Consider the following 25,026-nt stretch of genomic DNA (forward strand, 5'->3'; position numbering starts at 1 on the left):
CAAAAAACGTGGGCTGCAAATGCAGCCCTTGGTTTATGAAAATTAAGTTCTGTAGCTGGTTATCTCTATGCTGAAGCAATCTATCTTAAGCCTGCAGCTTGAATAATGTCAGAGACATCCTTCCATCTATTTAATGAATAGATATGCAGTCCATCTATTCCAGCATTTATGTATTTGTGTATTTGTTTAACGGTATACTCTTTTCCTGCTTTTTTAAAGTCATCAGGATTATCGCCGTATCTTCCGATAATTTCTGCTAAATCCCGAGGTACAGCACTACCATTAGATACTGCCATTCGAATAGTAGGGTCCTTCGACAGAACTGGCATAATACCTACATCTATAGGCATAGTAATACCTGCCTTTCGTATCCTTTCTACCCACCAAGAATACTGATCTACATCATGACACAACTGGGTCATGATATAGTCTCCACCCGCATCCTGTTTCATCCGTAGGTGAGTAATATCAGCATCGAAGGATGCAGCTTCAAAATGCTTTTCAGGATTTCCTGCAACGGCAATGGTAAACTCAGGAAAGTTGTTTTTAATATATGCCACTAATTCATTAGCATAATTAAAGTCCCCTCTTGTACCTTCCCATCCTTTGGGGAAATCTCCACGCAAAGCCAAGATATGGTCTACTCCCATAGCCAAATATGTCTCTAATTCTTCTCTTATCTTTTCCTTTGTATTTCCGATGCAGGTATAATGGGTAACAGGTATTGATTTTCCGCTATCCTTAATAGCCTTGCAAATCTCCATGTTTCTTCCTGCATTTGATCCTCCTGCCCCATAAGTGCAGCTGACAAAATCAGGATTGAATTTATAAAGATGCTCCAGTGTATCTAAAAGAGGCTCTAATGGCTGCTCACTTTTAGGTGGAAATACCTCAAAGGAAAAACTCATTTTTTTCTTCATAATTTCAGTTACTTTCATTTTAAAGTCCTCCTTAATAATTTTTATTGTGTCAAAACAAAGCTGCAGTTATAGTGTACCCTTATACTGATTGGATTTGTAATTATTTTATACCAGACCCTGGAAATTTTCAATACTTATTGTTTGAAAATTTTTATTATTAGATAATATTTATCGTTTATACTTATGATGCCGCCATAATCTACTTGTTCTCTTTGTTGCTGAGAAGTCCATCAAAAGCTGCAAATACAATCATTATTATGTCTGCCATGACTTCAATATTAGCAGAAAGCTTTGATAAAGAAAAAGAATATGCAACTCTTATTGTATCAGCAACTACATTGCTTTCGTTAATTACTTTTACTATATTGTTAAAGATCCTTTTATGATCTTAATATAGATACCCAACCCCACTGCATAGCAACCCCATCCGCTGACTATCCAGACGCTTGCCTTAACACTTCTTTTAATCTATCTAAATTGTAGTTGATTACAAACCTTTCAGGAAATTCAACTTCCCTAAGCAGAGCCTGCGCTTCATCAAACCTTCCCACATCATAATAAATGTGGCTATCACTTCCCATAATGATATAGACTTCATTTTTAATTGCTTTTAGCAGCATTTCTTTTGCATTTTTCCTTCCATTTAGTCTTGCAGAATGATCCAGAAGAGAAGAATTGTTAAGTTCTAAAGCCACTTTATATTTTTTAGCACTTTCAACGACAATATCATAATCTATTTTAAATCTATCGTCATCTGGATGTCCAATAATCTTAACATAAGGATTTTTCATTGCACCAACTATAGCTCTGGTATTTTCTTGTATTGAACCGCTGTCTATACAGTGGGAATGTAGACTTGCTATAACATAGTCTATATATTTAATCATTTTTTGATTTACATCGATGTTCCCATCATAGTTAATGATATTAGCTTCAATTCCTCTTAAAATTTGTACCCCCATAATCTGATTTTTTATGGTTTTATAATTTTCAAAAAAAAATTCATTTGGACCTCCCGGCATGCAGATGGAATGGTCACTTGTTCCTAAAACCAGGATTCCTTTCCTGGATGCTTCTTCAATATTCTCCTTCAGGGTACTGTAGGCATGCCCGCTTGCTATAGTATGTGTGTGTAAATCTATCAATGCATTCAATTTATAGTCTCCTCTTTTTTTATCAACGTAACTTTTTCTCCTAATTCTATACACTTATTTGCTTCTGTGTAGACAATATAATTATCTTCTTTACATTGCACTGTGTAGTGAATTTCTCTGCCATTATATTGTTTATTGATTATAGTACCTTGTATTCCTTTGACCTTTGAATTAAATTTAATAATTTCTAACCCTTCTGGTCTGATTGGATATAGATTTTTTTCAATGAAGTACCTGTCAACATCACACCTTTTATAGGTTACGTCATAATTTCTTAGATAGAAGATATCATCCTTCCATTCTCCCTTTATTATATTGCACTTACTTACGAAAACCGCTGCAAACTCTGTTTTGGGTTTTTCGTATATTTCTTCTGGTGTTCCAATTTGCTCTATTTTTCCATCTTTCATAATGATAACTCTGTCTGCCATTGCTAAAGCTTCGCTTTGATCATGGGTAACATAAACAATGGTTGTACCCGTCATCCTGTGAATATCTTGAATTTCTTTTCTCATATTTACTTTAAGCTCAGCATCTAAAGAACTTAAAGGTTCATCCATCAATAGTATATCTGGCTTGGATACAATGGCCCTTGCTAAAGCAACCCGCTGTCGCTGCCCTCCCGATAGCTCTCCTGGCAGCCTATAGGCTAATTTTTTTAAACCTGTGCTTTCCATTGCTTTGTTTACAAGGTCCTTTTTTATATCCTCGGCAACAGCTTTATTTCTTTTGCTTTTCAAAGGAAATTCTATGTGTTCTCTTACATTCATGTGGGGCCACAAAGCAAAGGATTGAAAGACCATTCCTAAATTTCTATCCTCAATAGGAAGACTAGCTTCTCCATCGGAATATATCCTTCCATCCATTTTTACTACGCCGTTGGTTGGTTCAAGAAATCCTGCAATAATTCTTAAAAGAGTTGTTTTCCCACAGCCTGAGGGTCCAAGTATTGCAATAAATTCTCCATTGTTTATCTCAACAGAGATATTGTCTAAAGCCCTTGTTTTTCCAAATTCTTTCGTTAGATTGTTGATTATTAGACTCATCTCCATCACCTTTCCTCAAAACATGGTTTCTTTATTTTTTCTGTAAAAACTTTAGGTGTTTTCAATTTTTTATATATGGCTGCTATGCTTAATTTTTGTATGAGTACGGATACCAGATATCCCGTCAATATAAAAGCAACAATAATAACCGATAACGCTGCAGAAATATTATAGGTGCCGGCTTGCTGCAGGTTGAAAACAGTTAGACCTATGGTTCTTGTTCCTGCAGCCGCCAGCATTGAAGATAGGGTAAGTTCAGTCATTGAGGAAATAAAAATAAAGAAAGAACTGACTAACACCTGTTTGCTGATTAATGGAATGATAATTTCTCTCCAGGTTCTATATAAACTACTTCCAGATATTGCGGATGCTTCTTCTAATGAAGGTTCAACGGATAAAGTCGCCGTTGTGCTACCTTTGATTTGAAGGACTAAATATCTGGTGATATAAGATATCATCAAAATTCTTATGGTTCCATAAACATTGGGAACCCTGGCCCAGTGGAATATCATAGCCAGTGCCAGTACAATCCCAGGAACGCCATAGGTCAAGGATGCCCCTATTTCCACTAATTTTACAGACTTTGAATTTTTTCTTACTTTCATGTAAGCAATGATTGTCCCAATGACAATACAAATGATGCATGTAATCAAAGCCAAAGCTAGACTGTTAAAGGCTGCAGTCCTTACTCCTCTGTTGCTGAAAACAAATGCATAATTTCTAATTGTCATATTAGAAATCAACAGCTTTCCTCCGAAAAATTTTTGGAAGGAAGTAATGATCATACTGGTTAAAGGTACTATATTGATAAAAGCAAATATCAGTAGTACAACCCATTCTACAATTCTTCTTGTTTTGTGTTGAAGCACCACCCGTAGGGAAGCATCCTCTTTAATACTATCCATACTCGAGGATTTTCTGACAAAGCTGCCCTGGAATATGGTACCTGTTATGGCTATGATGGAGAGTATAACTGATAAAGCTGCTGCTTGAGAAAATGCACTGGGCCCAAAGCCTATAGCCTTTTCATAGATATAGGTGCTGAGAACGGGAATGTTAGAAGATATTCCCAAAAATGCCGGCACTGAAAAATTGTCCATGGCAGAAAGAAAAGACAGTATGCCTCCACTGACCAGGGCTGGGAGTGCTTGTACCAGATTGATTTTTATCATTGATTGCCATTGGCTATAGCCTGAAACCCTAGCTGCCCACTCCAAATCTCTAGGAATCTTTCTCAGCATGTGTAATGTAATCATATAAACCAAAGGGGTATTGCAAAGACCCAGTATGAAAATAATTCCAGGTATGGAATAAATATTAAACATCGGTAAATGTAAATACATCATGATTTGATTGATGCTCCCCTTTGCTTGAAGTAAATTACTCCATGCCAAAGTTATAATATAAGAAGGTATTATGAATTGAGATAAAATAAAAACCTCTATTGTCTTTTTTCTCTTAATGTTTGTATAAGCAAGAAGAAATGCCAAAATCCCTCCTGCTATAACAGAAACTAGGGTTGCTCCAATGGCAATGAATATCGTATTTTTAATGGAATTCATAGTCCTTTCCTCATGAAGGAGTTCACGATAGTGGTTTAATCCAATGCCATCGCCAATTGTAAAGCTCATAATCAATAGCCTAATTAATGGTAAAATAAAAACAAATATAACCGAACAGTAGAATAACCCTGTAATGATTTTTTTAGATGCTTTTCTATTTATCCTCATAATATCCTCCATACATGCCTTTTCTTTCCCTTCATTAACTGAATCTATTGAAACATTTGACTGAACTTTTCTTTATCGGTGTCCCTATTTTCTACTAATATTGATAATTCATAGGTCAGGTTTTTTATCTCATCTGCTGTTTTAAAGCCTTCTGGTGCAGCTACCCCTGATTTGATGGGGGTATAGCCAATGGCAGCAGTTGCTTTTTGACCCTCTACAGATAAAATATAGTCTACAAAAGTCTTGGCTAATTCTTCATTTTTGGTGTTTTTAAGAATTGCCACCGGCTCTGTAATAATCAGTGATCCTTCTTTGGGATAAACAAACTCTACAGGAGCCCCATCAGCCTTAGCACGGAGAGCCATGTAATCAATAATTATTCCTGCACCTTTTTGTCCAGACACCACTGCGCTTTGAACAGCACCATTTCCTTTTTCTACAATAATTCCATTGCTTTTCAAGGATTCATAAAATTCCCATCCTACCCCTTCGGTTCTGGTTAATACACCTAAATTATATGCTGCTGCTCCAGAATAAAGAGGACTTGGCATTATTAAGCTGTCATCAAGCTCTTTCTTTGTTAAATCAGCAAAGGATTCTACTTTGTCATTGACTACATCAGTATTTACAATGATTCCTGTAGAAATTATTTTCGTACCTGTATAAGTGTTTTCTTCATCGTAGAAATCATCACTGATACCTGCCAATTCAGGTGATGCATAGCTCATTAGCAAATCCTTTGATTTTAACATCTCAAAAGTAGGAGCATCTGCAACAAGCAATACATCTGCCTGAACTGCATTTACTTCCTTTTCAGCCAGTACTTTACTTACTACCTCTTCTGTTCCGCTTCGAAAAATATCTACTTTGATGTCTGGATAAACAGTGTTAAAGCTTTCAACCAGAGCTTGGATATCTGCCTCAGGTTGGGAAGTATATACCGTCAATACTCCATTTAGGGCCTCAGTACTTGGGTTTTGGACCTCTACCTTTTTTTGACATCCTGTTCCTAACAAAATAAGTCCTCCTGCTAAAACACCTGCCATAATTTTTGTTTTTAAAGACATGGTAAATCCTCCTTTATTTTTTTTAATAAATTAATATTTTCCTTTAAATCCTTAAATTCATTGCCCCTTTCAAATCCTTCAATAACTAACGGCACTTTTTTGCTTTCCAATAATGGCATTAGTTCGTAAAAATTATAGTCTCCTTTGGATAAAGGAGTATGCAGCTTGTTGCCCTGCCTATTGCTTATGTGTATCTTTGAAACTTGATAAAGGGCATCATGCAATATGTTAAACGCCTCAATACTTTCGCAATGTGCTAAATCCAGTGTATAAGAAATTCTTTTATACTCTTCACCCATTACTTCTATAAGCTCTGTTGCATTTGTAATCAATTCTTTTGGAATGTTTTCCATAATTTCTAAAGAAATATTAATCTCATTTTCCTCTCCATAAGCTATTAACTCCTTGAGACCTTGTTTAGCCAGTTTGACACAGGTTTCCCTATCCCCTCCAATGGTTTCTCTTGGAGGATGAATTGTAACCTCTTTTGCACCAAGCTTAGCGGCTAAATCAATGGAGCTTTTTATTTCCATTAAAGAAGTTTTTCTTATTTCTTTGTTTAAAGATGCTATATTTAAGTCCCAGCTTTTCCCATGCACGATACACGCTAATTGATATTGCTCTAATTTATTTCTACAGACTTCTATATCGTAATCTTTGGCTTCCATGTGCTGTGCCCAGAACTCTATACCTCCAAGGCCGTAGGTTTCCACCACTTGGAACATTTCCTCCAGGGATGCATCCCACATTAAATTAGATGAGATATAAATATTTTTCATAGGTTCCTCCCTCCCGTCCATAGAAACATTCTACATGTAATATGTTAAAAGGAAGTTATAATACTATTAATTTAATGTTAATAATTTTTCGTATTATTATTATGAAAATTTATTTGCATTTATGGTTTGGTTTTTATATACTGTAGTCATTAAATAATAAAGGAGGATATCCATGATAGGATTGGATGAAATTGACAAAACAAAATTATCTAAAAATGATCACATTGTTTTAGATTATCTTTTAAAAAATGAAAGACAACTATATTGTGAAAGCTCTGATGAAATTTCGAAAAAAACCGGAATTAGCAATGCAACGATAAGTCGTTTTTGGAAAAAGATAGGCTACACTAACATAAAGGATTTTCAGAAGCATATGGTTGAAAAAGTTGAATCTACGCCTTTATCAAAAATTAAAAATACCCTGCAGGAGATAAAGAAAAGAGATGAAGATTTAGATGGGGTTTTTATTAAAAATATAAAAACTATTGAAAAGACTTTAGAATTATTAGACTACAATAAAATAGATCTTGCCGCCGACTTGATTTTGTTACATAGAAAAATATATGTTTTTGCCACCGATGCTTCCTTGGGTATAGCTAACATCATGGAATATCGCCTCAGAAGACTGGGTATAGAGTTTATCTTGATTTCTGGCGGCTCATCAATATATGAATATCTAATCAATATTAATAAAGAAGATCTTGTTATAGTTTTTTGCTACAGTCGTCTTCTTTCTGAAATATCCATTATATTGAATGAAAAAGAAAATATAGATTTTTCTTTAATTATATTCACCGATATTTTATCTCATAGCTTACACGAAAAATGTGATGCCTTTATTTATAGTTATCGAGGAGAACAAGCTGAATATCACTCTATGGTTGCGCCGATGTCTGTTGTGGACTGTTTAATTATAAAAATTGCCATGAAATCTGAAGTATCCGTGAGGCATTTAGAAAAGTTAAATCAGTTAAGAGCTCAATACCAGGGGCTGATAAAAAGATAGTGTTTAGGCTCTAACCCTTGTATTCCCTATATAGATATGATTTTTTCCCCTCTCTTTTAGATAAAACAAAAGCGACGGTTGTCGCTTTTGTTTTATCTATCCTCTACAGCTTCTTTAACCGCCTTCAAAATTGCTTTGGACTTTACTATATTATAAGCTTTTTTGATATCAATTGAAAGATTCCTATCCCTTTCTAAAAAAGGTATTTCTGTACGCATGACTTCATAGGCGGTCCTTGTACCCTTTCCTAATCGGGTTGCTTTTCTTAAATCTATTGCTTGCACTGCATGCATCGCTTCCATCCCTAATATATAGTATAGATTGTCTAAGATTTTTGCTGTTTTCCTCACCACAAAGGGTGAATTATTGGCATGATCCTCTATATCTCCAGCTAAAGAATAGTAATCTACTGTTGCTGGATTTGATAGGTGCCTTATTTCTGTATCCAAGGATGTAAAGGATTTTTGAATAGTTCCATAAGCGATTACACTGGTATCAGCTGGTGTTAGAAACCTCGATAGTCCGGTGAACTTAGGGGTCCCTAATTTGATGGTTCTGTAGCAGGCATTTCTGGATAGATGACTTAAGGCAATCCCTAACATTTCAAAGCCCAAAACCCAAGTTGTCACCTCATAATTGGAACAGGATATCATTCTTTTTTCATCTAGCAGAACACAGGGATTATCATCAGAAGAATTAAGCTGTATATCCATATATTTTTTTACATACTCCAAGGCATCCCTGACAGAGCCGTGAACCTGACAAGAACCCCTTAAGCTTAATGGGTCCTGTAATGATTCCGTCACTCCTGGCAACCATAGATAGCTTCCCTCTAGGTATTTTCTTACCTTTTCAGCACTGCAGGCTTGCCCAGGAAAAGGTCTTACTTCATAGGTTTTCGGATCTAAGGGGGTTACATTCCCCCGAAAGCCTTCCAGGGTTAAAGCATATACGATATCTGCCATCTCCACCAAGTCCTCCGCATCCTTTAGTACCATTGCACCTGGTCCTGCTGCTAAAGCATTGGAGGATACAATTGCCAAGCCATCCTTTGGACCTAAAACAATGGGTTTTAGCCCTGCTTTCTCCAATGCCTCTGCTGCCATCATTCTGACACCTTGATAATAAACCTCTCCTTCTCCAATCATAGCCAAGCCAATATGGGACAGGCAAGTGATATCTCCTTCCCCGATAGAGCCTCTTTCCGGAATAATGGGATGAATCCTATGGTTTAGAAAATCTTTGTACATTGTTACAATTGCTGGTTGTATCCCTGTACAACCAAGCAACAGCGTATTCAAACGAGCTAACAGGATAGCCCTTACATCTTCTTGGCTTGCCTCCGGGTCTACCGCCACACAATGTGCTAGGATAAGATTGCGATTGTATTCTGAATAGTACTTTGCAACCACTTCTCTGTCTTTGTTTAACCCTACACCCCTATTAAACCCATAAACCGGCACATCACTATTGGCCAATTCATAGACCAATGTCCTTGAGGCTTCTACGATCCTCATGGTGCTTTCCTCTATTTTTACTGTTACCCCTTCCCGTGCTATCTCCACAACTTCATCAATGGTTAAATGTTTCCCATCAAGAACAATTGATTTGTTTTCCATCTCAAGCTACACCCCTAACCTATATTTTTATCTCTTAAAGCTTGTAAAACTTTTTCCGGAGTCGCCGGTAAGGAATGAATGTTGATTTCCAAGGCATGATTGATGGCATTGAGAATAGCCGGTGTTATTGGTACTGTACAGACTTCGCCTACGCTTTTTGCTCCAAAGGGCCCATGTTCTTCTCCTTCTTCAACCAACAGTACCCTTACATCCGGCATATCAGGAGCATTTACAACATGGTATTTGCTGAAATTATCAGCCCCAATCTTGCCATCCTCATTCACTGTAATTTCCTCCGTCAGTGCAAATCCAATGCCCATCTGAATAGCCCCCTGTACCTGACCTTCGACAAAGCCCGGATTGATGGCTTTGCCTATATCATGAACGGCTACTACATCTAAGACTTTCACTAATCCTGTAAAGGTGTCTATTTCTACCTCAGCGAAATTGGCAGCATATACAGCCGGATTTCCCTTGGATTGATAGGTATAATTGATATGCATATCCTCCTTAAAGGCTCGTTGTAGTTTAATTACCATCTCACCATAGCTGATTTTTTCTTCACAATGATTTCTATTCCATATTTCTCCTGACTCAATGATGATTTCTGCCGGAGAACAATTTAATACTTTGGCTGAACTTATAAGAAGTTTTTCTTTTAATAGCTCCGCGGTTTTCATAGCTGCACCACCGCATACAAAGGTTACCCTACTGGCCTGTGTGCCAGCCGAATCAAAGGGACTCAACAGGGTATCCCCTTCCGTTGCCAGCACCTCATTAGGCTCAATATCCAAGACCTCTGCAACGATTTGCTTCATGGTGGTAACAGTGCCGCACCCCAAGTCATGAATGCCGGATTTTAATATGGCTTCTCCATCCTCTGTAAGCCGTAAATCCATGGTTATAAAATCTTGATAAGCACCATAGTAGCCATTGCCATGGGTTGCACAGGCCATGCCTACTCCCCTTACAAATCTTCCGGTATCCTTTGTACGATTATATTTTTTCTTCCATTCAAAGACCTCCATACCTTTTTTAACGCAGTCAATGACTCGTGCATTGCCTAAATCCGGACCTCCTATGAGATCCTTGTCAAAGGGCTTAACTAGGTTTTTTAATCTGAATTCTACAGGATCCATTCCGATTTTTTTTGCTGCAGCGTCTATATTGATTTCTGTAAGAGCATGAATTTGTGGAGAACCGTAGCCTCTACAGGCGCCTCCTACAGGGGTATTGGTATACACCGCTTCCCCTCTATATCGCTGGTTATCTATTTTATATAATCTAAAGGCTTTTTTCCCCATGGCCATGGTTACAGCTTCAGCATTGGTGAAATATGCTCCACCATCTACCAACATCTCTATATCCCTTGCTAATATATTGCCCTCTCTATCAATAGCAGTTTTCACTTTACCTATTGTAGCGTTTCTTGTTTTAGTAGCTATAATACTCTCTCTTCTATCCATTTGTAGTTTTACAGGCTTGCCTAAATCATAGCATATAAAAGCACATACAGGTTCCAACGTAGGTATGCCTTTTCCTCCAAAGGAGCCTCCCATTGGGGGTTTAATCACTCTTATTTTATTTACCGACAATCCCAGCACCTCTGAAATAATGAGACGCACTTGATACACCACTTGGCAGGGAGCCCATACCGTCAAATGTCCGTTGGCTTCTACTGCCGCAAGGCACACATGGGTCTCCATGGCAGCATGATGTATTTTCTGAGTGGTTAATTGACTCTCTACCATAATCTCTGTCTCATCAAAAGTTTCTTCTGGTGCACCGCATTTTATCTCTTTGTTTACAATTTTATTACCCTCTGCATGTATCTTAACCGAGTCTTCCTTCAATGCCTCTAAGGGATCTATAATAGATGGCAGCACCTCGTATTCTACTTCAATTAAGGAAGCTGCATATTCTGCTGTTTCTTTGTCCTTGGCAACCACCGCAGCTACCCTATCTCCAACATGTCTCACCTTCTCCGCGAACAGCCGCTCATCCTTTACTACCTCTAGACCTGCAATCCACTTATGGCTATTATAAAGGGTGGAGGGGGTATTATGATGGGTATATATCTTTACTACTCCTGGTACAGCCTCTGCCTTTGAGGTGTGAATTTTTACTATGTTTCCATGAGGGATGGTACTTAATACAAGCTTTGCATATAGCATGTCAGGCAGCAGCATATCCCCAACATATTTAATTTTTCCTGTTACCTTTTCCTTTACATCATGTATAGGAACATTTTCGCCGACATATTTTAGTTTCTGCTGCATGCTTCCTCACCTCCTGCATCATCATGGGAAAGTAGACTATGAAATATTTCATCTGCAATCCCTCCAACAGCATCTTTTTTATAGGGATGGGAACCTCTTCCTGATATAGAGAGATCCACCTGTTTGATTAACGCCTCCTGTAATGCTATCAATAAGGCTTGAGAGACTTTTTTTCCTAATAAAGCCTCTTCAACAACCTTCGATCTAAAGGCCTTTGGACCAAGAGCGCCAATAGCTGCCTTTACTTCCTGGATAATATTACTCTCATTAACCTCCAATACAATAGCCATATTTAACTTAGATATTGTTACTGCTGATCTGCTACCCAATTTAGCAAAGGCACTTTTCCAGTTTTTATCTACTATTGGAAAAAGAATTTCAATTATTGCTTCGTCTTTCTTCAATGCATTTTGCTCTGATCCTATAACAACTTCATCTATAGGCTTTATCATGATCTCTCCCATGCCATTAATAACCTTTATTTTTGCATCTAAAGCCATTAATGCAGTAACTGTGTCAGCACAGGGTGCTGCATTTCCTATATTTCCTCCTATAGTGGCAATATTTCTTATTTGTGTTGAACCAACCTTTCTGGCAGCCTCCGCTAAACAATTGGCATACCTTTTGATCATGGGATAGTTGCTAATCTCTGTAAAGGTAGCAACAGCTCCTATTTTCATCATACCTTTTTCTCTTTGAATATAATTGAGCTCTTCAATACCCGTTAAGTCTATAATTGTTCCAGAATATATCCTATGTTTTTGCAGTTTAATCATAAGATCTGTTCCTCCCCCCAACAGGTAGGTCTGATCATTTGCATTGGATAGTTCTTTGACTAAAGTCTCCATATCCTTTGGCCTTTTTATTACGATATCACTCATGAATAACGCTCCTTTATCACAGCTTCTTATTTCTTTTCTGCAACTTCCTTTACTGCCTTAACAATTTTTGTATAGCCTGTACAACGACATAAATTCCCCTCTATTGCCCTACGTATTTCTTTTTCATTAGGATTAGGGTTCTGCATCAGTAACGCCTTGCAGGACATCAACATTCCAGGGGTGCAGTATCCACATTGTACAGCACCATTCTCTATGAATGCCTTTTGCAAACCATCTAATTCTCCGTCTTGTTCTAAAATTTCTACCGTTAGTATCTCTTTCCTATTGGCTTGAGCTGCCAATACAAGGCAGGCATTAATGGCTAGTCCATTCATGATTATCGTACAAGCCCCGCATTCTCCTTCACCACAGCCCTCTTTTGTTCCTGTTAAACCCAGCTTATCTCTTAGTACATCCAATAATCTAGCTCGTGCATCTACCTCTAGCCTATGTCCTTCTCCATTAACGGTACACTCTAAATACATATCCATTCCTCCTTAAGCTGCTGTCCACCTATATGATACTCTATTTTTTTAATTATACCGTCTTAATCTCCTTAAGATCAGCATATAAAATTGTTTCATCATTATTTCACACCAGACATCTCACCTTTATTATCCTGCAGTCTTATCTTCTCACGATATTGAATAAGAGCAGCCCTTACATGGACTACTCTCGTTTCTTCAAGCATGACTTATTCTCTATATCTATTTTTTACAAAATTCTCTTTTCTTAAAAACAGATCGAAGAAATACCACCCATCCCCAAGAAATCGTTAAGGAAGGAACAGCTGCTGTTAGTGCCGCTTCCAGGGGAGATATTGGAGAAAAACGAAGGGGACTGAAAAACAGGATAAAGGTAACAACCATTAGAAGAAGTAATATAACACGCTCAACCATCGTTGATGGGGGTGTTAAAAAAATCTTTCTAATATCCATTTCTACTTTCATTTTACACCAACTTTCCGATTTTTTCTTCCACCAACTCTATAATTTTACCTGAGTGAATTAAGTCTCTTAAAGTATTGATATGGGGATAAAGATAATGATCTTCCTCCATCTTGGGTACCGTACAAGCAATTTCATCTAGTACTGCATTGGAAGCACTGCTGGGCAATAACCCTTCCTCCATAAATTGATGGGCTTGCCATACAGACAATAGCTCAATAGCTAAAACATATTCCAGCTTTTCTACAATCTGTCTTGCTTTTTTAGAAGCATTATAGCCCATCGCCACATAATCCTCTTGATTGCCACAGGTTGGTATACCATCCACTGTAGCGGGATGAGAAAGAATCTTCATATCATTTATTAAGCCTGCCTGAGTATATTGTGGGACCATCAGCCCTGAATTCAACCCTGGATTCTTAACAAGAAAGGAAGGATATTCAGAGTAGTTGCCATCCACCAATCGGTTGTTTCTCCGTTCTGACATCTTTGCAATCATGGTGCCGGCTATACAGGCTGAGTCCATTTCTATTCCTATATAAGAAGAATCTGCATTACATCCTGAGATTGCTTCCCCATCCTCTTCCTGATGCCAGATAATGGGATTGTCACAGCAGGCATTCATCTCTATTTCAATGGTTTTTAACGCATCCTTTAGTGTTTTTTTCGCTGCACCGTGAAGCTGAGGAATACATCGAAGGGATAATGCATCCTGTAGACGATAATCCTGGAAATGTTTAGCAATCTTAGAATCACCAAGAATCTTTCTTACGTTTTCAGCGGTATTGGATTGGTCTTCATGGGGACGCACCCCCATCAATCGTTCATCAAAGGCTCTGATGGTCCCTTTGAGGACTTCCAAAGTCATAGCCCCGATTATATCCGCTGCTTTCGATGCCTTTAACATATCATGGAGGGCTAGTGCCCCTATAGCCGTAACACTGGTGGTTCCAGATACCAGTGTCAAACCCTCCTTGGCAGATAGTACGGTGGGTTCCACACCCCCTCTTTTCAACGCCTCTTCCCCAGAAAGAAGTTCTCCCTGTAGATAAGCTTTGCCTTCTCCCATCAAGACCATTGCCATATGGGCTTCAGGACTGAGATATCCTACAGAGCCCTCCTTAGGGGCAAAAGGTGTAATACCTCGGTTCAGAAATTGTCTGTATAATTCCACCGTCTCGATTCGAGCTCCTGTATAACCCTGCCCTACATTCTGTAAGATCATCAGCATGGTTCCTCGCACCTCCTCAATAGAAAGGGGTTCTCCTACGGAAGTAGCATGGGACAGAATAATATTTCTTTGCAGTTTAGCTGTGTCTTCCTTAGAGATTACCTGGGTACATAGAGCGCCAAAACCGGTTGTCACACCATACATAACACGCCCTTCATCAATCCATTTTTCAACAAGACTTCTTGACTTCTTGACACCTTCAATGTAAGAATCAGAAAATTCCACAACAGCACCATATCTTGCTACTGCCACAAACTCCTCTATAGTAATTCGACCACCAAGAATAACCTTATCAATCCTTTTAGCCGGTATATGCTTTGTCAATTTGTATGCCTCCCCTGTGTATCTTGCATGTTTTTATTGTTTCTATAGTATTACATCTGTTGCTTTATAATAAGCGATTGCATGTTTAGGGCAATTTTCTGCACATATGGTACAGGCCCAACATTTTTCTCTATCAAATTTTACCTCATTCTCTTTCAAGCTGTAGAAAGCACCGAAATTACAGATTTTGATGCACTTTTTACAATGAATGCAGGACGCTTCATCCCACTGGATGACATACTCTGTTTTGGGCCATATTTTTTTGGAACCCAATATTTCTGCTGCTCGAAAGGGATAGCAACAACATCTGTCGCAGTTACACAAGGCTTCCTCTTCTCCAGAATGGATAAGCCCCTGTTTATTTGCTTCCTTCAAAATCTGTTTTGCCTGCTCCTTTGTCAGTTGTTCTCCCCATCCTCTATCAGCAGGCGTATTGTTTTCACATCCAAACTGAATACATACATTTTTAGGCTTATCACAGGCCTGTGCTATAGATCTACAGTTGCAAGGTTGCAAATAAATTTCTTTTTCCATAGAATCAATCATTTCTTGTGCTTTTTTTAAAGTTATTATATCACTATTGTGAAGGGGTATATTTTTTCCCCTAATTTTCTTCTCAATCGTCCCTCGTATTTTATCTACATAAGTGCCAAAACACCACACATCCAGCTTCTTTCTGTCATCCTCAGCAACTCCTTGCCATTTGTCTAATTCATATTGGGCAAAATAAGATAACCTTGTGTAGAAAGTATCCGTTGTATAATACGTCTTTTTATGCTTTTCAATTTTTTTAATTACTGCCCTTTTATAACAATTCTTTAAAAATAAACTACTGTCCCTATCAAAATTTTCATGAATGAATTCTATCAATCCACTGTAAGTAAACTGGTTTTTCTTCATGAGGCTTATCAGTCTTATTTCATCTTCTGTTAACATTACCTTAACTAAGTGATAAAACAACTCAGGTACTTCATAATATTTTACTACATCTAAGTAGCCTCTATTATCCATCATTATTTCCTCCTTGGATTTAATCAGGAAGAAGAGCATTTGCTCCTCTTCCTAACAATTCCACCGTAAGGCCTTTATTTCTCAACCTTATCAATAAAGAACATTTTGAAACAGGAAGCCACTTGAAGAACAAATACAAATAGTACCACAAAACCTCCTGCTGCTGAGAGAAACTTAACACCGTCAACACCTTGAGAACCACCTGCAAATGCTACCATTAGGTAGGCAATTGTACCAACGGAAATCCCCCAAAGCAATTTCTGCCAAGTAGCAGGTTCTTCATCGTGATCAATATCTTTCGTACACAAGGAAGCAACAGTTCTATTGATAGAGTCGGCAGCTGTTGAGAAGGATAGAATTAGTGTAATCATTACTACTGGTATAATAGCAGCGCCAAATGGTATGTTTCCGAGGAATGCCCACAGGGCAGCAACTGCACCATGATCATTAATTGTAGCTACTAAATCCAGAGTGCCATTTGTCTGCCAGTAAATTGCAGTTCCTCCCCAGATACCAAACCAAGCAACACTAAACAGTGATGGCATAATCCAGTTAATGATCATAAACTGACGAATTGTTCTTCCGTAAGAAATAATGGCAAGGAATATACCCATCAACGGTGCATAAGCAATCCAGATAGCCCAGTCATATAGTGTCCACCACATGACTAATGCTTCTCCGCCTATATCAATAGGATCTAGCCCCCATATCCAGAAATTCTGCAGCCAATAAGCCATACCCGCTGTAGTCAGTCTTAAAATATATAATGTAGGTCCAACGATAAATAAGAAAATCAATAAAACATAGAATATTTTTGAATTTGCACTGGAGCACCATTTGATTCCTTTATCGATTCCTAATAAAGATGAAATAGTGAAGGTAACTGTGATTACCACTGATAAAACTAACCAAACCATAGCATTCTGTGGAATACCATAAGTCATCTCTAACCCACTACTTACTAATGTTAGTCCTGCACCAAGGGAAGCAGACAATCCTAACGCAATCCCTAAAACAGCTAGTGTATCAATAATATCTGCCCAGACACCCTTTGTAACTTTGTCCCCAAATAAAGGAATAAGGGAGGCTGTAACAGATAGTGGTTTTTTTCGATTAAAATACATATAAGCTACTACAAGCCCACATAATGAATACATTGCATAAGGCACAAAAGTCCAGTTATAGAATGCTCTGCCAAGAGCAAATACTGCTGCAGTTGCTGAGCCAGCAGTGATTCCAGTTTGAGACAATTCACCCCATACGTTTCCAAAATAAATAATTGGTTCATTAACACCCCATGTGATTACACCGGTTGCAATTCCACCGGTAAGGGCCATGGCAAACCAAGCTCCAAAGGAATACTTTGGTTGAGCACCTTCTCCTCCAAAACGAATTTTACCGAGTTTCGAGAAGGTGATAATAGCCACAAGGATTATTGCAACAACAGAAATAATCTGATAAAGCCACCCGAAGGTTCTAAGGGACCATAGAAAAATATTTGTAGCAACTGTAGTCAACATTTCATTATTAAATAATCCTAATAAAGCGGACCCGCCGATTACAAGAATAGATGGCCAGAATACGCCTTTACGTATTGGTCTTGATACAGGTTTTACTTTTGTTTGCATCCAGTTTTCCTCCTTTTATTCATTATTTGTGATTCTAATATACACTAAACTACGACCTTCACCTCCACGTTTAGAAATCTTCATTATTATAGAATTAAATCCATTGGTCCATTCAATAATAATGTTACCTTTGCTTTATTAAAGTAGCAAGAATAGTGCCACTTTTTTGTTTTTTTCATTTTGGTGAAACAGTTGAAATTTACAGATTTATTCTATTGCATTTTAAATAATAAATTTTTAATGTGCAAAAAAAATTTGCACATTAATGCTTCCTCTGTATATTTTATTAAAAAAAGCCATGAAAACAGCGCCAAAAAAATTGGCGCATATGCAAAATTATTTTGCTTTATCTGTTGAAAATATTTAGTTTTTTCACCCTATATTGTAAATTCTGCCTACTCATACCTAATGCTTTTGCACTGTGGGTAATATTTCCTCCATATTCGGCAAGAGTATTTTCAATGATGGCCTTTTCAACTTCTTCCATACGTTCATCAAATGTGCCTGTAGAACTAACTTTTATATTTTGAGATATGTTCCTGGTTTCAGTTCTATGGGTTACACTTTTTAATGTCTGTAGATAGTTGGGAAGATTGTCCTGTGCAAATTGTTCGGTATTTTCAGGAGCATGATTGAATGCATATTCTACCACATGTTCCAGTTCTCTCACATTTCCTGGCCAATCAAACTGCATAAATATATCAATAGTGTTTTTATCAAAAGTAGCTTTCCGCCTATTATATTTTTTGCATAAGCCATCTAAAAAGTGTTGGGCAAGCGTAGCGATATCTTCTTTTCTTTCCTGCAAAAAAGGAACCTGGATTTTTACCGTAGATATCCTATAATAAAAATCCTTTCGGATTTTTTGCTGTTGAATCAGCTCATCAGTATCCTCATTAACTGCAGCAATGATTCGTACATCACATCGGATTTCTTGACTGCCTCCAACTCTTTGAAACCGTTTTTCCTGCAGTACTCTCAATAACTTTGCCTGCATCTCTGGTATAATAGAGTTTACTTCATCTAAGAATAATGTTCCTCCATTTGCCATCTCAAACAACCCTTGCTTTGCAACACTTCCTGTAAACGCGCCCTTCTCTGTTCCGAAAAAAGTACTTTCAAAGAGATTATGAGGTATGGCGCTACAGTTGACTCCTATAAATGATTTGTATCTTCTATGTCCAAAAGAATGTATGCTCTGGGCGATCAGCTCTTTCCCTGTTCCCGTGGCTCCCTCAATCATGATACTAGAATCTGTCAGAGATACTTTCTTCGCAAAATGAATGGTTTCTTTCATACACCCTGATTGATGAATGATATCATTAAAGGTATATAGATTCTTCTTTTTTTTAGAATGTTCATCCGCTAAATATGCTTCACTATTAAAAGACTTATTTTTTATTTGTTTTAACAGCGATAAATCACTTTCGAAAACAACCGCCCCATATACTTTTTCATTAATTATCAAAGGATAAGCGTTGTTAATAGTGGTTAAGCTTTTGCCTGATATACTTTTAAAACGATCACATCGATTGATAACAGGCTCTTGTGTTCTCAACACTGTCAAGACAGTACTATATTCTTCCTTTAGGTCATATAAATCCAACAAATGTTTTCCTCTAAAATCATCTATGTTGAACATCTCCAGCTTTTCACTGGCAGGATTAGCATGTAAAAAGTATCCATTTCGATCATAAATCTGAATCCCTTCCTCCACATGCTTAATCGTTTGTTGGAAAAGTTCCAGAAGTAGATTATCACGGCTTAAGTATAAGGCTCCACCCTTGGATTCCTCAACCCACTGATACTTGAAAAAGTATCCTTGTATCTCTACTACACCTTCATCCTGTTTGTTGCTTGTCCCCAATACATCGTCTATTTTTTGACCTATCAGATGACTCCTTGTTTCATCGTGAAACCACCCTTTACTTGAGCCAATACAAAGTATTTCTTTTATCTGAAGTTTTAAATCTGTTTTTATTATCAAATCAACGATAGCCATTGTCTGCCTCCATTTATCTTTTTCCACACTTTGTATAAAAGTCATAGGATTCATCTAACAGTATGCTGCTTTTCTTTAATTTTTAATTATCGATATTATATAGTAGTTTCTATATATATGCAATATATCTATCCTATTTTAAATTTAAAGGAAGTCTTTGCTTTTGAGGGCAAGTTTCTGACATAAAAAAAACATCTGATTTCCTCTTGTATCAAGCATCTTTTGCATATTTCTATATCTATACTGTTAGGCTGTTTAGTAATGCCTATGATAACATAATATCGCTACCTCTATCAGGGTTTTTCATTCTACTAAGAAATACCGGGCTTTTTCTGCTTTAAAAACTTATTGCAATTTATTACAAATATAGAGGGTCATATCTATAAAAAATTATGAAAAGAGCATGTAATATATTTGATGTCGATTATTTAACAACTTCACTTTTCTACGATGCGTATCGAGGTAGGATCATGATACAATTATTTATGAAATAGTCTCACTAGATGAAGGGAGAGATAATATGTATCGAAAACTATTTTCGCCAAAAAAGATAGGCACCATGACAGTCCGTAATCGAATCGTTATGACAGCAATGGGAAATTACCTGGCAGAGGCAGATGGCTGTGTTTCTGATGCGGATATAGCATTTTATGGGGCACGGGCAAAGGGGGGCGTAGGCCTTGTCATCACTGAATGTGCTTGTATTAATTTAGAAATTGGAAAAGGAAATTGCCACCAGATGGCAGTGGATAATGACGAACATATTGAAGGCTTAAAAAAACTAGCGGATGAAATTCATAAGTACGGGTCAGCAATAGCTGTTCAAATCTATCATCCTGGACGTCAGGGTATAGCAGCAATTAATGGAAATACAACCATGCAAGCACCCAGTGCAACAGAATGTCAGGCAGTTCATCAACCAACTCATGAGATGACAAAAGAAGAAATTAATGATACCATTGATAGATTCATTCAGGGGGCGAAAAGATTACAAAAGGCAGGAATTGATGCAGTGGAAGTTCATGGTGCACATGGCTATTTGATCGGTGAATTTTTAAGCCCCTACACAAATAAAAGAACAGACGAATATGGTGGAAGTTTTGAAAACCGCATGAGATTTTTAGATGAGATTATTGCAGGAATCCGCAGAGAATGTGGAAAAAATTATCCTATTATTGTGAGATATTCTGCAGATGAGTTTATGAGCTATGTAGGGCATCCAGAGTTGGGGTTAAATTTAGAGGATGGAATTAAAATTGCAAAACATTTAGAAGCCCAAGGGGTTGATGCTCTTGATGTAAGCTGTGGTATTTATGAAACAATGAATACCGCATGGGAGCCGGTGGGCTTCGATCAGGGCTGGAAAATTCACATTCCCACCCGAGTGAAAGAAGCGGTTTCTATTCCAGTAATTGGTGTGTCTGTTATACGTGAGCCAGAATATGCAGAGCAGATTTTACAAGAAGGAAAAGTTGATTTTGTTGGGTCTGCCAGACAGTTTTTTGCTGATCCTGAATGGGGAAATAAGGCACAACAAGGAAAAGAAAAATCTATTAGAAAATGCATCTCTTGCCTACATTGTATGGAATCATTAATGATGACAGATATAAATCAAATGCCTATGGCATGTGCCATCAACTATGAAGGAGGCAAAGAAACACATTTTGGCGATGCTCATCTCAAGCAGGATGGTAAAAATCGTGTAGTTGCAGTTGTTGGTGCCGGACCGGCAGGTATGGAAGCAGCTCGGATATTAGCAAAGCGGAAATTCAACCCCATTGTATTTGAAAAAAATCATGAAGTTGGGGGACAAATTCTATATGCTTCTAAGCCTCCAAAAAAGGGAAAAACAGCTTGGCTAACTGATTATCAAAAAGCACAGTTAGAAGACTTGGGTGTGGAAATAAGATTAAATCATGCACCTACGCTAGAAGAACTAAAAGAATTAAATCCATATGCAGTGTTCGTAGCACAAGGATCTATTCCAATAATGCCAAAGTCTCTTCCAGGAATTGAAGGAGAGAAGATTTTTACTCCTATTGATATATTGAGTGGAAAAGTAACACTTAGGGACAAAAAAGTAGCTGTCATTGGTTCAGGAATGACAGGAATTGAAACCGCAGAACTATTAGGTGCTCAGGGCAATGAAGTAACTGTTTTTGAAATGGAAGATAAGATAGGACCGGGAGTTTTTTTCCAAAGCTTGATCGATATTATGGGGAGAATTACAGAGTATGGCGTTAAATTATTCCCAAAGCATAGATTGATAAAAATTGAGGGAACTACTGTAACCATGGAAACTACAGATACTAAAGAAGCTAAAATCTTCAATTTTGATGCCATAATCGTTTCACTGGGAACAGCATCGAATACAGAGCTGTTGGAAGAAATGCAGACAGTGTTTGATAAGGTTGTATTGCTTGGAGATGCAGCAAAAGTAGGACGTATTGAAGGGGCTATTGGCAGCGGATATAAAGCGGCATTTGAATTATAAGAATAATAAATCAGAAGAGGGGGAGATGAATATGTTAAAGTCAGGAGTCTATACACAATTAGCACCAATACTTTTTGGTAACGGAACCTCTCAACAAGCAGGCAAAAAGGCAAAAGATTTAAATATGACAAAAGTATTACTGGTTACTGATAAAGGAGTTTTGGATACTGGTCACGCAGAAAAAGTAGTGAACGTCCTTAAGGCAGAAGGTATTGACGTAGTAATGTGGGATGGCGTAGAAACAGACTGCCCCGATTATACAGTAGCAGCAGCGGCAGCCATAGGACGAGAAAAAGCTGTAGACAGTATTATAGGTGTTGGCGGTGGTAGTGTATTGGATACTGCAAAAGCAATTGCAGCAGTAATTCCAAATGGAGATGGAGTATTGCAGGAAATTGTACTCTATCTAACTGGTCAGAAGAGATATGCTGTCCAACCGTTGCCATTGATGTTGATTCCTACTACTGCAGGAACCGGTTCGGAAAGCACCTTTGTATCCGTTGTATCCTCAGAAACAATGCAATGTAAAATTGGGCTTCCGTGTCCGCCTAACTATGGAATTGTAGATCCAGAACTTACCGTGGGGTCTCCTGCATTTATTACCGCATTTGCAGGAATGGATGCATTTTCCCATGCCAGCGAAGCATTGACAGAAGTAAAAAACACACCTCACTCTGACTTGTTAGCTTATGAAGCTATTCGGCTAATATCAAAATGGCTTCCAATTGCTGTAAAAGATATAAATAACTTAGAAGCTAGGGAAAATCTAGCCTTGGCAAGCAATTTTGCAGGAATTGCGTTTAACGAATCAGGCGTACATATGGGACATTCAACAGCTCATGCATTAGGACATATGTATCATATTCCTCATGGTATATGCTGTGCATTAGTCACTCCGCCTATTATAGAATTTTCAGCCAAAGCATATCCTGAAAAGATGAAGAAGATCGGAGAAATTATGGGTCTTAGTTTTTCCCCAGAAACTCCAGAAAACATTGGAAAAATAGTAGGAAATGCAGTTAGGGTGTTGTGCAAAGAAATAGGAATCCCTTCTTTAAAAGAACAAGGACTAACAAAAGAACAGGTACTAGCAGCAAAACCAATGATTTACCAAGAGCCCCTTTGTATGACATTCGACGGAACAATTACAGAGCAAGATGTCATCACACTATTAGAGACTTTATATGATGATTACCAATAAAATGCTGTATCCTTTTTAAACCCTTTAGATTCGATTAAAAAAACACTCCCAGTGAAGTTTCTGGGAGTGTTTTTTTATGGGATTATCTTATGTGTAGCATTTATTCCCTAGGTTTTTTGAGCTTTTCTTGCATATCCATAATCAAAAAGGATAACTGCAGTTGGAAAATTGTTTGTGCATCCATAAAGTTTAATCCTGTTAATTCTACAATACGGTTGAGTCTATATTTCATTGTATTGTAATGAATAAATAACGCTCTAGCAGTTGATGGGATTTCTAGTCCATTGTCAATGTATGCTTTTATCGTTTCTAAAAACATATGATATTTATCAGACTCTATTTCTTGCAAGGTCCTTATAGCCGGATGGATCAAAGGCGTTAAATCCCTTTCGCTGCCATAGATCAAAAAAACATGCTGCAGCATAATATCAGAATACCGAACAATTGGTTGAGAGAAATGCAGCCTCCCACCGGTATGAAGTGCCTCGCAAGCAGAGCGATAATGTTCGGGTAAGGAATGTAGTTTGTGAAATAATAAGCTAATCCCTGCACGGCAATCATAGGAATCTAACAGCGCTTCAAAACTAGTCCACTCTGATTCTGTGAAGGGCTGTATTGTTTTAGAGTCATAGAGGGCTACCAGGTGGCCATCATAGTACACAATATTATCCCGTCCTAGAAAGTTTTGAAGCTTTCGTTTAAATAAGATAGCTTTAGCCTTATCCTGCAGAAATGAATCTTTTAGCTCAATAACGATTAATGTCAAATTATCATATAGCTTTATATTAAACTGGTGTATCCGTTCATCAATTGCATCGTGATCGTATAGTTTTTCATTCAATAAAGATATTAAAAATGATTCTATAAGCGGAGAACAGGAAGCATGTTCTGCATAGTTATTGGTTAAAAATTGAGACAGACAATTTCCTATAATTGTAATAAGCTGTTGGTCGGTTTCAGATATTGACTTATTATATGCCAATGTTTTGAGATACCCCACTGGAACATTGTTTGATAAAATACGAAAAACCAACTGATTATGATTTAGTATACCTTTTTCCCAGATTAGAAGGGGTTTTTGCGGGTATCGTCCTTCATCAGCTAAGCCGTCCATCATGACAGAGTTGACATAGTCTTCAGTTACATACCCCTTGGATAATGTCCATTCCCATAAAGGTTCATTGTTAACGGTATTTCCGCCGGCATGGGCAATAAAACAAAGAGAAACATCTACTAATAAAAGAGGATTGCCTAGCAACTCAAAGCCTAGATCAAGCACTTCCTGCAAATTAGAAGTATTTTTATTTAGCCGCATAATTTTAAGTGCACATTCAGAGATATACATCGCATTATCAAAATAGTCCTGTACTGCGTTAAGTAATCCGCTGATATCCGTATTAGGTGCGACATAAATGCAATTGCAGTTTGCATGTAAGGAATCATAGGCAGAAGTATCATGATCTCTTATCAATAAAAATGTAGTCGGTGCAGGGGGAGGAACAGATGGTAACTGAGAACTTTTTCCTATATATATACAATCTGAGTGAAAATCCTTTAGATGCTTATTTAGCAAACGAAAAGTACGTACTTCATGACAGCAGTAACCTGTAGAAGCTGGTTTAAAGTCTGAAATATATTTTAATAGACTACTGATTTTTACTGCCATAACAGTTCCTCCATAACATCATCTTTGAGTTATATTATATA

20 protein-coding genes are annotated in these 25,026 nt (G+C 37.6%); 4 read left to right on the plus strand and 16 right to left on the minus strand.

The features are described from left to right. Positions 1-80 precede the first annotated feature (80 nt). Positions 81-938, minus strand: coding sequence for a methylenetetrahydrofolate reductase (locus CACET_RS18745; protein ID WP_044825604.1), 858 nt, complete (start codon positions 936-938; stop codon positions 81-83). A gap of 194 nt (positions 939-1,132) precedes the next feature. Here CACET_RS18745 and CACET_RS20650 point away from each other — a divergent pair, with 194 nt between their 5' ends. Next, a complete protein-coding gene (locus CACET_RS20650; RefSeq protein WP_158386135.1) occupies positions 1,133-1,306 on the plus strand; it encodes a hypothetical protein in 174 nt (57 codons plus the stop codon). Between the two features lie 48 nt (positions 1,307-1,354). Here the strand turns inward: CACET_RS20650 and CACET_RS18750 are convergent, their stop codons facing one another. From CACET_RS18750 to CACET_RS18770, 5 genes are read right to left on the minus strand one after another with little or no spacing between them, the layout of a single operon-like run. After that, the gene (locus tag CACET_RS18750) at positions 1,355-2,074 is read right to left on the minus strand and encodes a phosphatase (protein WP_044825605.1); all 720 of its coding nucleotides are present in this window, start codon (positions 2,072-2,074) and stop codon (positions 1,355-1,357) included. Next, positions 2,071-3,120: an ABC transporter ATP-binding protein gene (locus CACET_RS18755; RefSeq protein ID WP_044825717.1), complete on the minus strand. Its 1,050-nt coding sequence runs from the start codon at positions 3,118-3,120 to the stop codon at positions 2,071-2,073. The genes CACET_RS18750 and CACET_RS18755 overlap by 4 nt, the downstream gene beginning before the upstream one ends. Positions 3,121-3,125: 5 nt before the next feature. Beyond that, positions 3,126-4,850, minus strand: a complete 1,725-nt coding sequence (locus CACET_RS18760; RefSeq protein WP_144414811.1) for an ABC transporter permease — start codon at positions 4,848-4,850, stop codon at positions 3,126-3,128. A gap of 44 nt (positions 4,851-4,894) precedes the next feature. After that, complete coding sequence (locus tag CACET_RS18765; RefSeq protein ID WP_052661503.1) at positions 4,895-5,917, minus strand: ABC transporter substrate-binding protein; 1,023 nt, start codon at positions 5,915-5,917, stop codon at positions 4,895-4,897. Beyond that, positions 5,908-6,696: a sugar phosphate isomerase/epimerase family protein gene (locus CACET_RS18770; protein ID WP_044825606.1), complete on the minus strand. Its 789-nt coding sequence runs from the start codon at positions 6,694-6,696 to the stop codon at positions 5,908-5,910. Before CACET_RS18770 ends, CACET_RS18765 begins: the two co-directional genes overlap by 10 nt. A gap of 172 nt (positions 6,697-6,868) precedes the next feature. On the opposite strand from CACET_RS18770, the gene CACET_RS18775 reads away from it, so the two are divergent. Beyond that, positions 6,869-7,702 carry a MurR/RpiR family transcriptional regulator gene (locus tag CACET_RS18775; RefSeq protein WP_044825607.1) on the plus strand — a complete coding sequence of 278 codons (834 nt, stop codon included), beginning with the start codon at positions 6,869-6,871 and terminating at the stop codon, positions 7,700-7,702. A gap of 92 nt (positions 7,703-7,794) precedes the next feature. On the opposite strand, the gene CACET_RS18780 is transcribed toward CACET_RS18775, so the two are convergent. The 9 genes from CACET_RS18780 to CACET_RS18820 all read right to left on the minus strand — a co-directional run bounded on the left by CACET_RS18780 (position 7,795) and on the right by CACET_RS18820 (position 19,624). Further along, positions 7,795-9,321: an HAL/PAL/TAL family ammonia-lyase gene (locus CACET_RS18780; RefSeq protein WP_044825608.1), complete on the minus strand. Its 1,527-nt coding sequence runs from the start codon at positions 9,319-9,321 to the stop codon at positions 7,795-7,797. Between the two features lie 14 nt (positions 9,322-9,335). Then, entirely contained in the window at positions 9,336-11,600 is a 2,265-nt protein-coding gene (locus CACET_RS18785) for a xanthine dehydrogenase family protein molybdopterin-binding subunit (protein WP_044825609.1), read from the minus strand. Then, positions 11,585-12,481 carry an FAD binding domain-containing protein gene (locus tag CACET_RS18790; RefSeq protein ID WP_044825610.1) on the minus strand — a complete coding sequence of 299 codons (897 nt, stop codon included), beginning with the start codon at positions 12,479-12,481 and terminating at the stop codon, positions 11,585-11,587. The genes CACET_RS18785 and CACET_RS18790 overlap by 16 nt, the downstream gene beginning before the upstream one ends. A gap of 26 nt (positions 12,482-12,507) precedes the next feature. Beyond that, positions 12,508-12,966, minus strand: coding sequence for a (2Fe-2S)-binding protein (locus CACET_RS18795; RefSeq protein ID WP_044825611.1), 459 nt, complete (start codon positions 12,964-12,966; stop codon positions 12,508-12,510). A gap of 222 nt (positions 12,967-13,188) precedes the next feature. Then, positions 13,189-13,431 carry a hypothetical protein gene (locus CACET_RS18800; protein ID WP_044825612.1) on the minus strand — a complete coding sequence of 81 codons (243 nt, stop codon included), beginning with the start codon at positions 13,429-13,431 and terminating at the stop codon, positions 13,189-13,191. 1 nt (position 13,432) lies between these two features. Then, the gene (locus CACET_RS18805; protein ID WP_242846947.1) at positions 13,433-14,983 is read right to left on the minus strand and encodes an HAL/PAL/TAL family ammonia-lyase; all 1,551 of its coding nucleotides are present in this window, start codon (positions 14,981-14,983) and stop codon (positions 13,433-13,435) included. 42 nt (positions 14,984-15,025) lie between these two features. Next, entirely contained in the window at positions 15,026-15,994 is a 969-nt protein-coding gene (locus CACET_RS18810) for an ATP-binding protein (protein WP_044825613.1), read from the minus strand. A gap of 74 nt (positions 15,995-16,068) precedes the next feature. After that, positions 16,069-17,622, minus strand: coding sequence for a BCCT family transporter (locus CACET_RS18815; RefSeq protein ID WP_044825614.1), 1,554 nt, complete (start codon positions 17,620-17,622; stop codon positions 16,069-16,071). A 346-nt stretch (positions 17,623-17,968) separates the two neighbouring features. Then, positions 17,969-19,624 (minus strand): sigma-54 interaction domain-containing protein, encoded by a 1,656-nt coding sequence (locus CACET_RS18820; RefSeq protein WP_052661504.1) that lies wholly within the window; start codon positions 19,622-19,624, stop codon positions 17,969-17,971. 520 nt (positions 19,625-20,144) lie between these two features. Here CACET_RS18820 and CACET_RS18825 point away from each other — a divergent pair. Both CACET_RS18825 and CACET_RS18830 read left to right on the plus strand, forming a co-directional pair. Continuing rightward, positions 20,145-22,118: an oxidoreductase gene (locus CACET_RS18825; RefSeq protein WP_044825615.1), complete on the plus strand. Its 1,974-nt coding sequence runs from the start codon at positions 20,145-20,147 to the stop codon at positions 22,116-22,118. 31 nt (positions 22,119-22,149) lie between these two features. After that, a complete protein-coding gene (locus CACET_RS18830) occupies positions 22,150-23,319 on the plus strand; it encodes an iron-containing alcohol dehydrogenase (RefSeq protein WP_044825616.1) in 1,170 nt (389 codons plus the stop codon). Between the two features lie 100 nt (positions 23,320-23,419). Here the strand turns inward: CACET_RS18830 and CACET_RS18835 are convergent, their stop codons facing one another. Continuing rightward, positions 23,420-24,985, minus strand: coding sequence for a PucR family transcriptional regulator (locus tag CACET_RS18835; protein WP_044825617.1), 1,566 nt, complete (start codon positions 24,983-24,985; stop codon positions 23,420-23,422). Between the last annotated feature and the right edge of the window lie 41 nt (positions 24,986-25,026).

The sequence above is a fragment of the Clostridium aceticum genome (genome assembly GCF_001042715.1).
Lineage (GTDB): Bacteria > Bacillota > Clostridia > Peptostreptococcales > Natronincolaceae > Andreesenella > Andreesenella acetica.

Coding starts and splice junctions, on each gene's coding strand:
- CACET_RS18785 (WP_044825609.1), bottom strand. CDS start 11,600: ATGCAGCAGAAACTAAAATATGTCGGCGAAAATGTTCCTATACATGAT.
- CACET_RS18790 (WP_044825610.1), bottom strand. CDS start 12,481: ATGAGTGATATCGTAATAAAAAGGCCAAAGGATATGGAGACTTTAGTC.
- CACET_RS18760 (WP_144414811.1), bottom strand. CDS start 4,850: ATGAGGATAAATAGAAAAGCATCTAAAAAAATCATTACAGGGTTATTC.
- CACET_RS18765 (WP_052661503.1), bottom strand. CDS start 5,917: ATGTCTTTAAAAACAAAAATTATGGCAGGTGTTTTAGCAGGAGGACTT.
- CACET_RS18810 (WP_044825613.1), bottom strand. CDS start 15,994: ATGGATAATAGAGGCTACTTAGATGTAGTAAAATATTATGAAGTACCT.
- CACET_RS18780 (WP_044825608.1), bottom strand. CDS start 9,321: ATGGAAAACAAATCAATTGTTCTTGATGGGAAACATTTAACCATTGAT.
- CACET_RS18825 (WP_044825615.1), top strand. CDS start 20,145: ATGTATCGAAAACTATTTTCGCCAAAAAAGATAGGCACCATGACAGTC.
- CACET_RS18795 (WP_044825611.1), bottom strand. CDS start 12,966: ATGTATTTAGAGTGTACCGTTAATGGAGAAGGACATAGGCTAGAGGTA.
- CACET_RS18770 (WP_044825606.1), bottom strand. CDS start 6,696: ATGAAAAATATTTATATCTCATCTAATTTAATGTGGGATGCATCCCTG.
- CACET_RS18775 (WP_044825607.1), top strand. CDS start 6,869: ATGATAGGATTGGATGAAATTGACAAAACAAAATTATCTAAAAATGAT.
- CACET_RS18800 (WP_044825612.1), bottom strand. CDS start 13,431: ATGAAAGTAGAAATGGATATTAGAAAGATTTTTTTAACACCCCCATCA.
- CACET_RS18755 (WP_044825717.1), bottom strand. CDS start 3,120: ATGAGTCTAATAATCAACAATCTAACGAAAGAATTTGGAAAAACAAGG.
- CACET_RS18815 (WP_044825614.1), bottom strand. CDS start 17,622: ATGCAAACAAAAGTAAAACCTGTATCAAGACCAATACGTAAAGGCGTA.
- CACET_RS18745 (WP_044825604.1), bottom strand. CDS start 938: ATGAAAGTAACTGAAATTATGAAGAAAAAAATGAGTTTTTCCTTTGAG.
- CACET_RS18830 (WP_044825616.1), top strand. CDS start 22,150: ATGTTAAAGTCAGGAGTCTATACACAATTAGCACCAATACTTTTTGGT.
- CACET_RS18820 (WP_052661504.1), bottom strand. CDS start 19,624: ATGGCTATCGTTGATTTGATAATAAAAACAGATTTAAAACTTCAGATA.
- CACET_RS18835 (WP_044825617.1), bottom strand. CDS start 24,985: ATGGCAGTAAAAATCAGTAGTCTATTAAAATATATTTCAGACTTTAAA.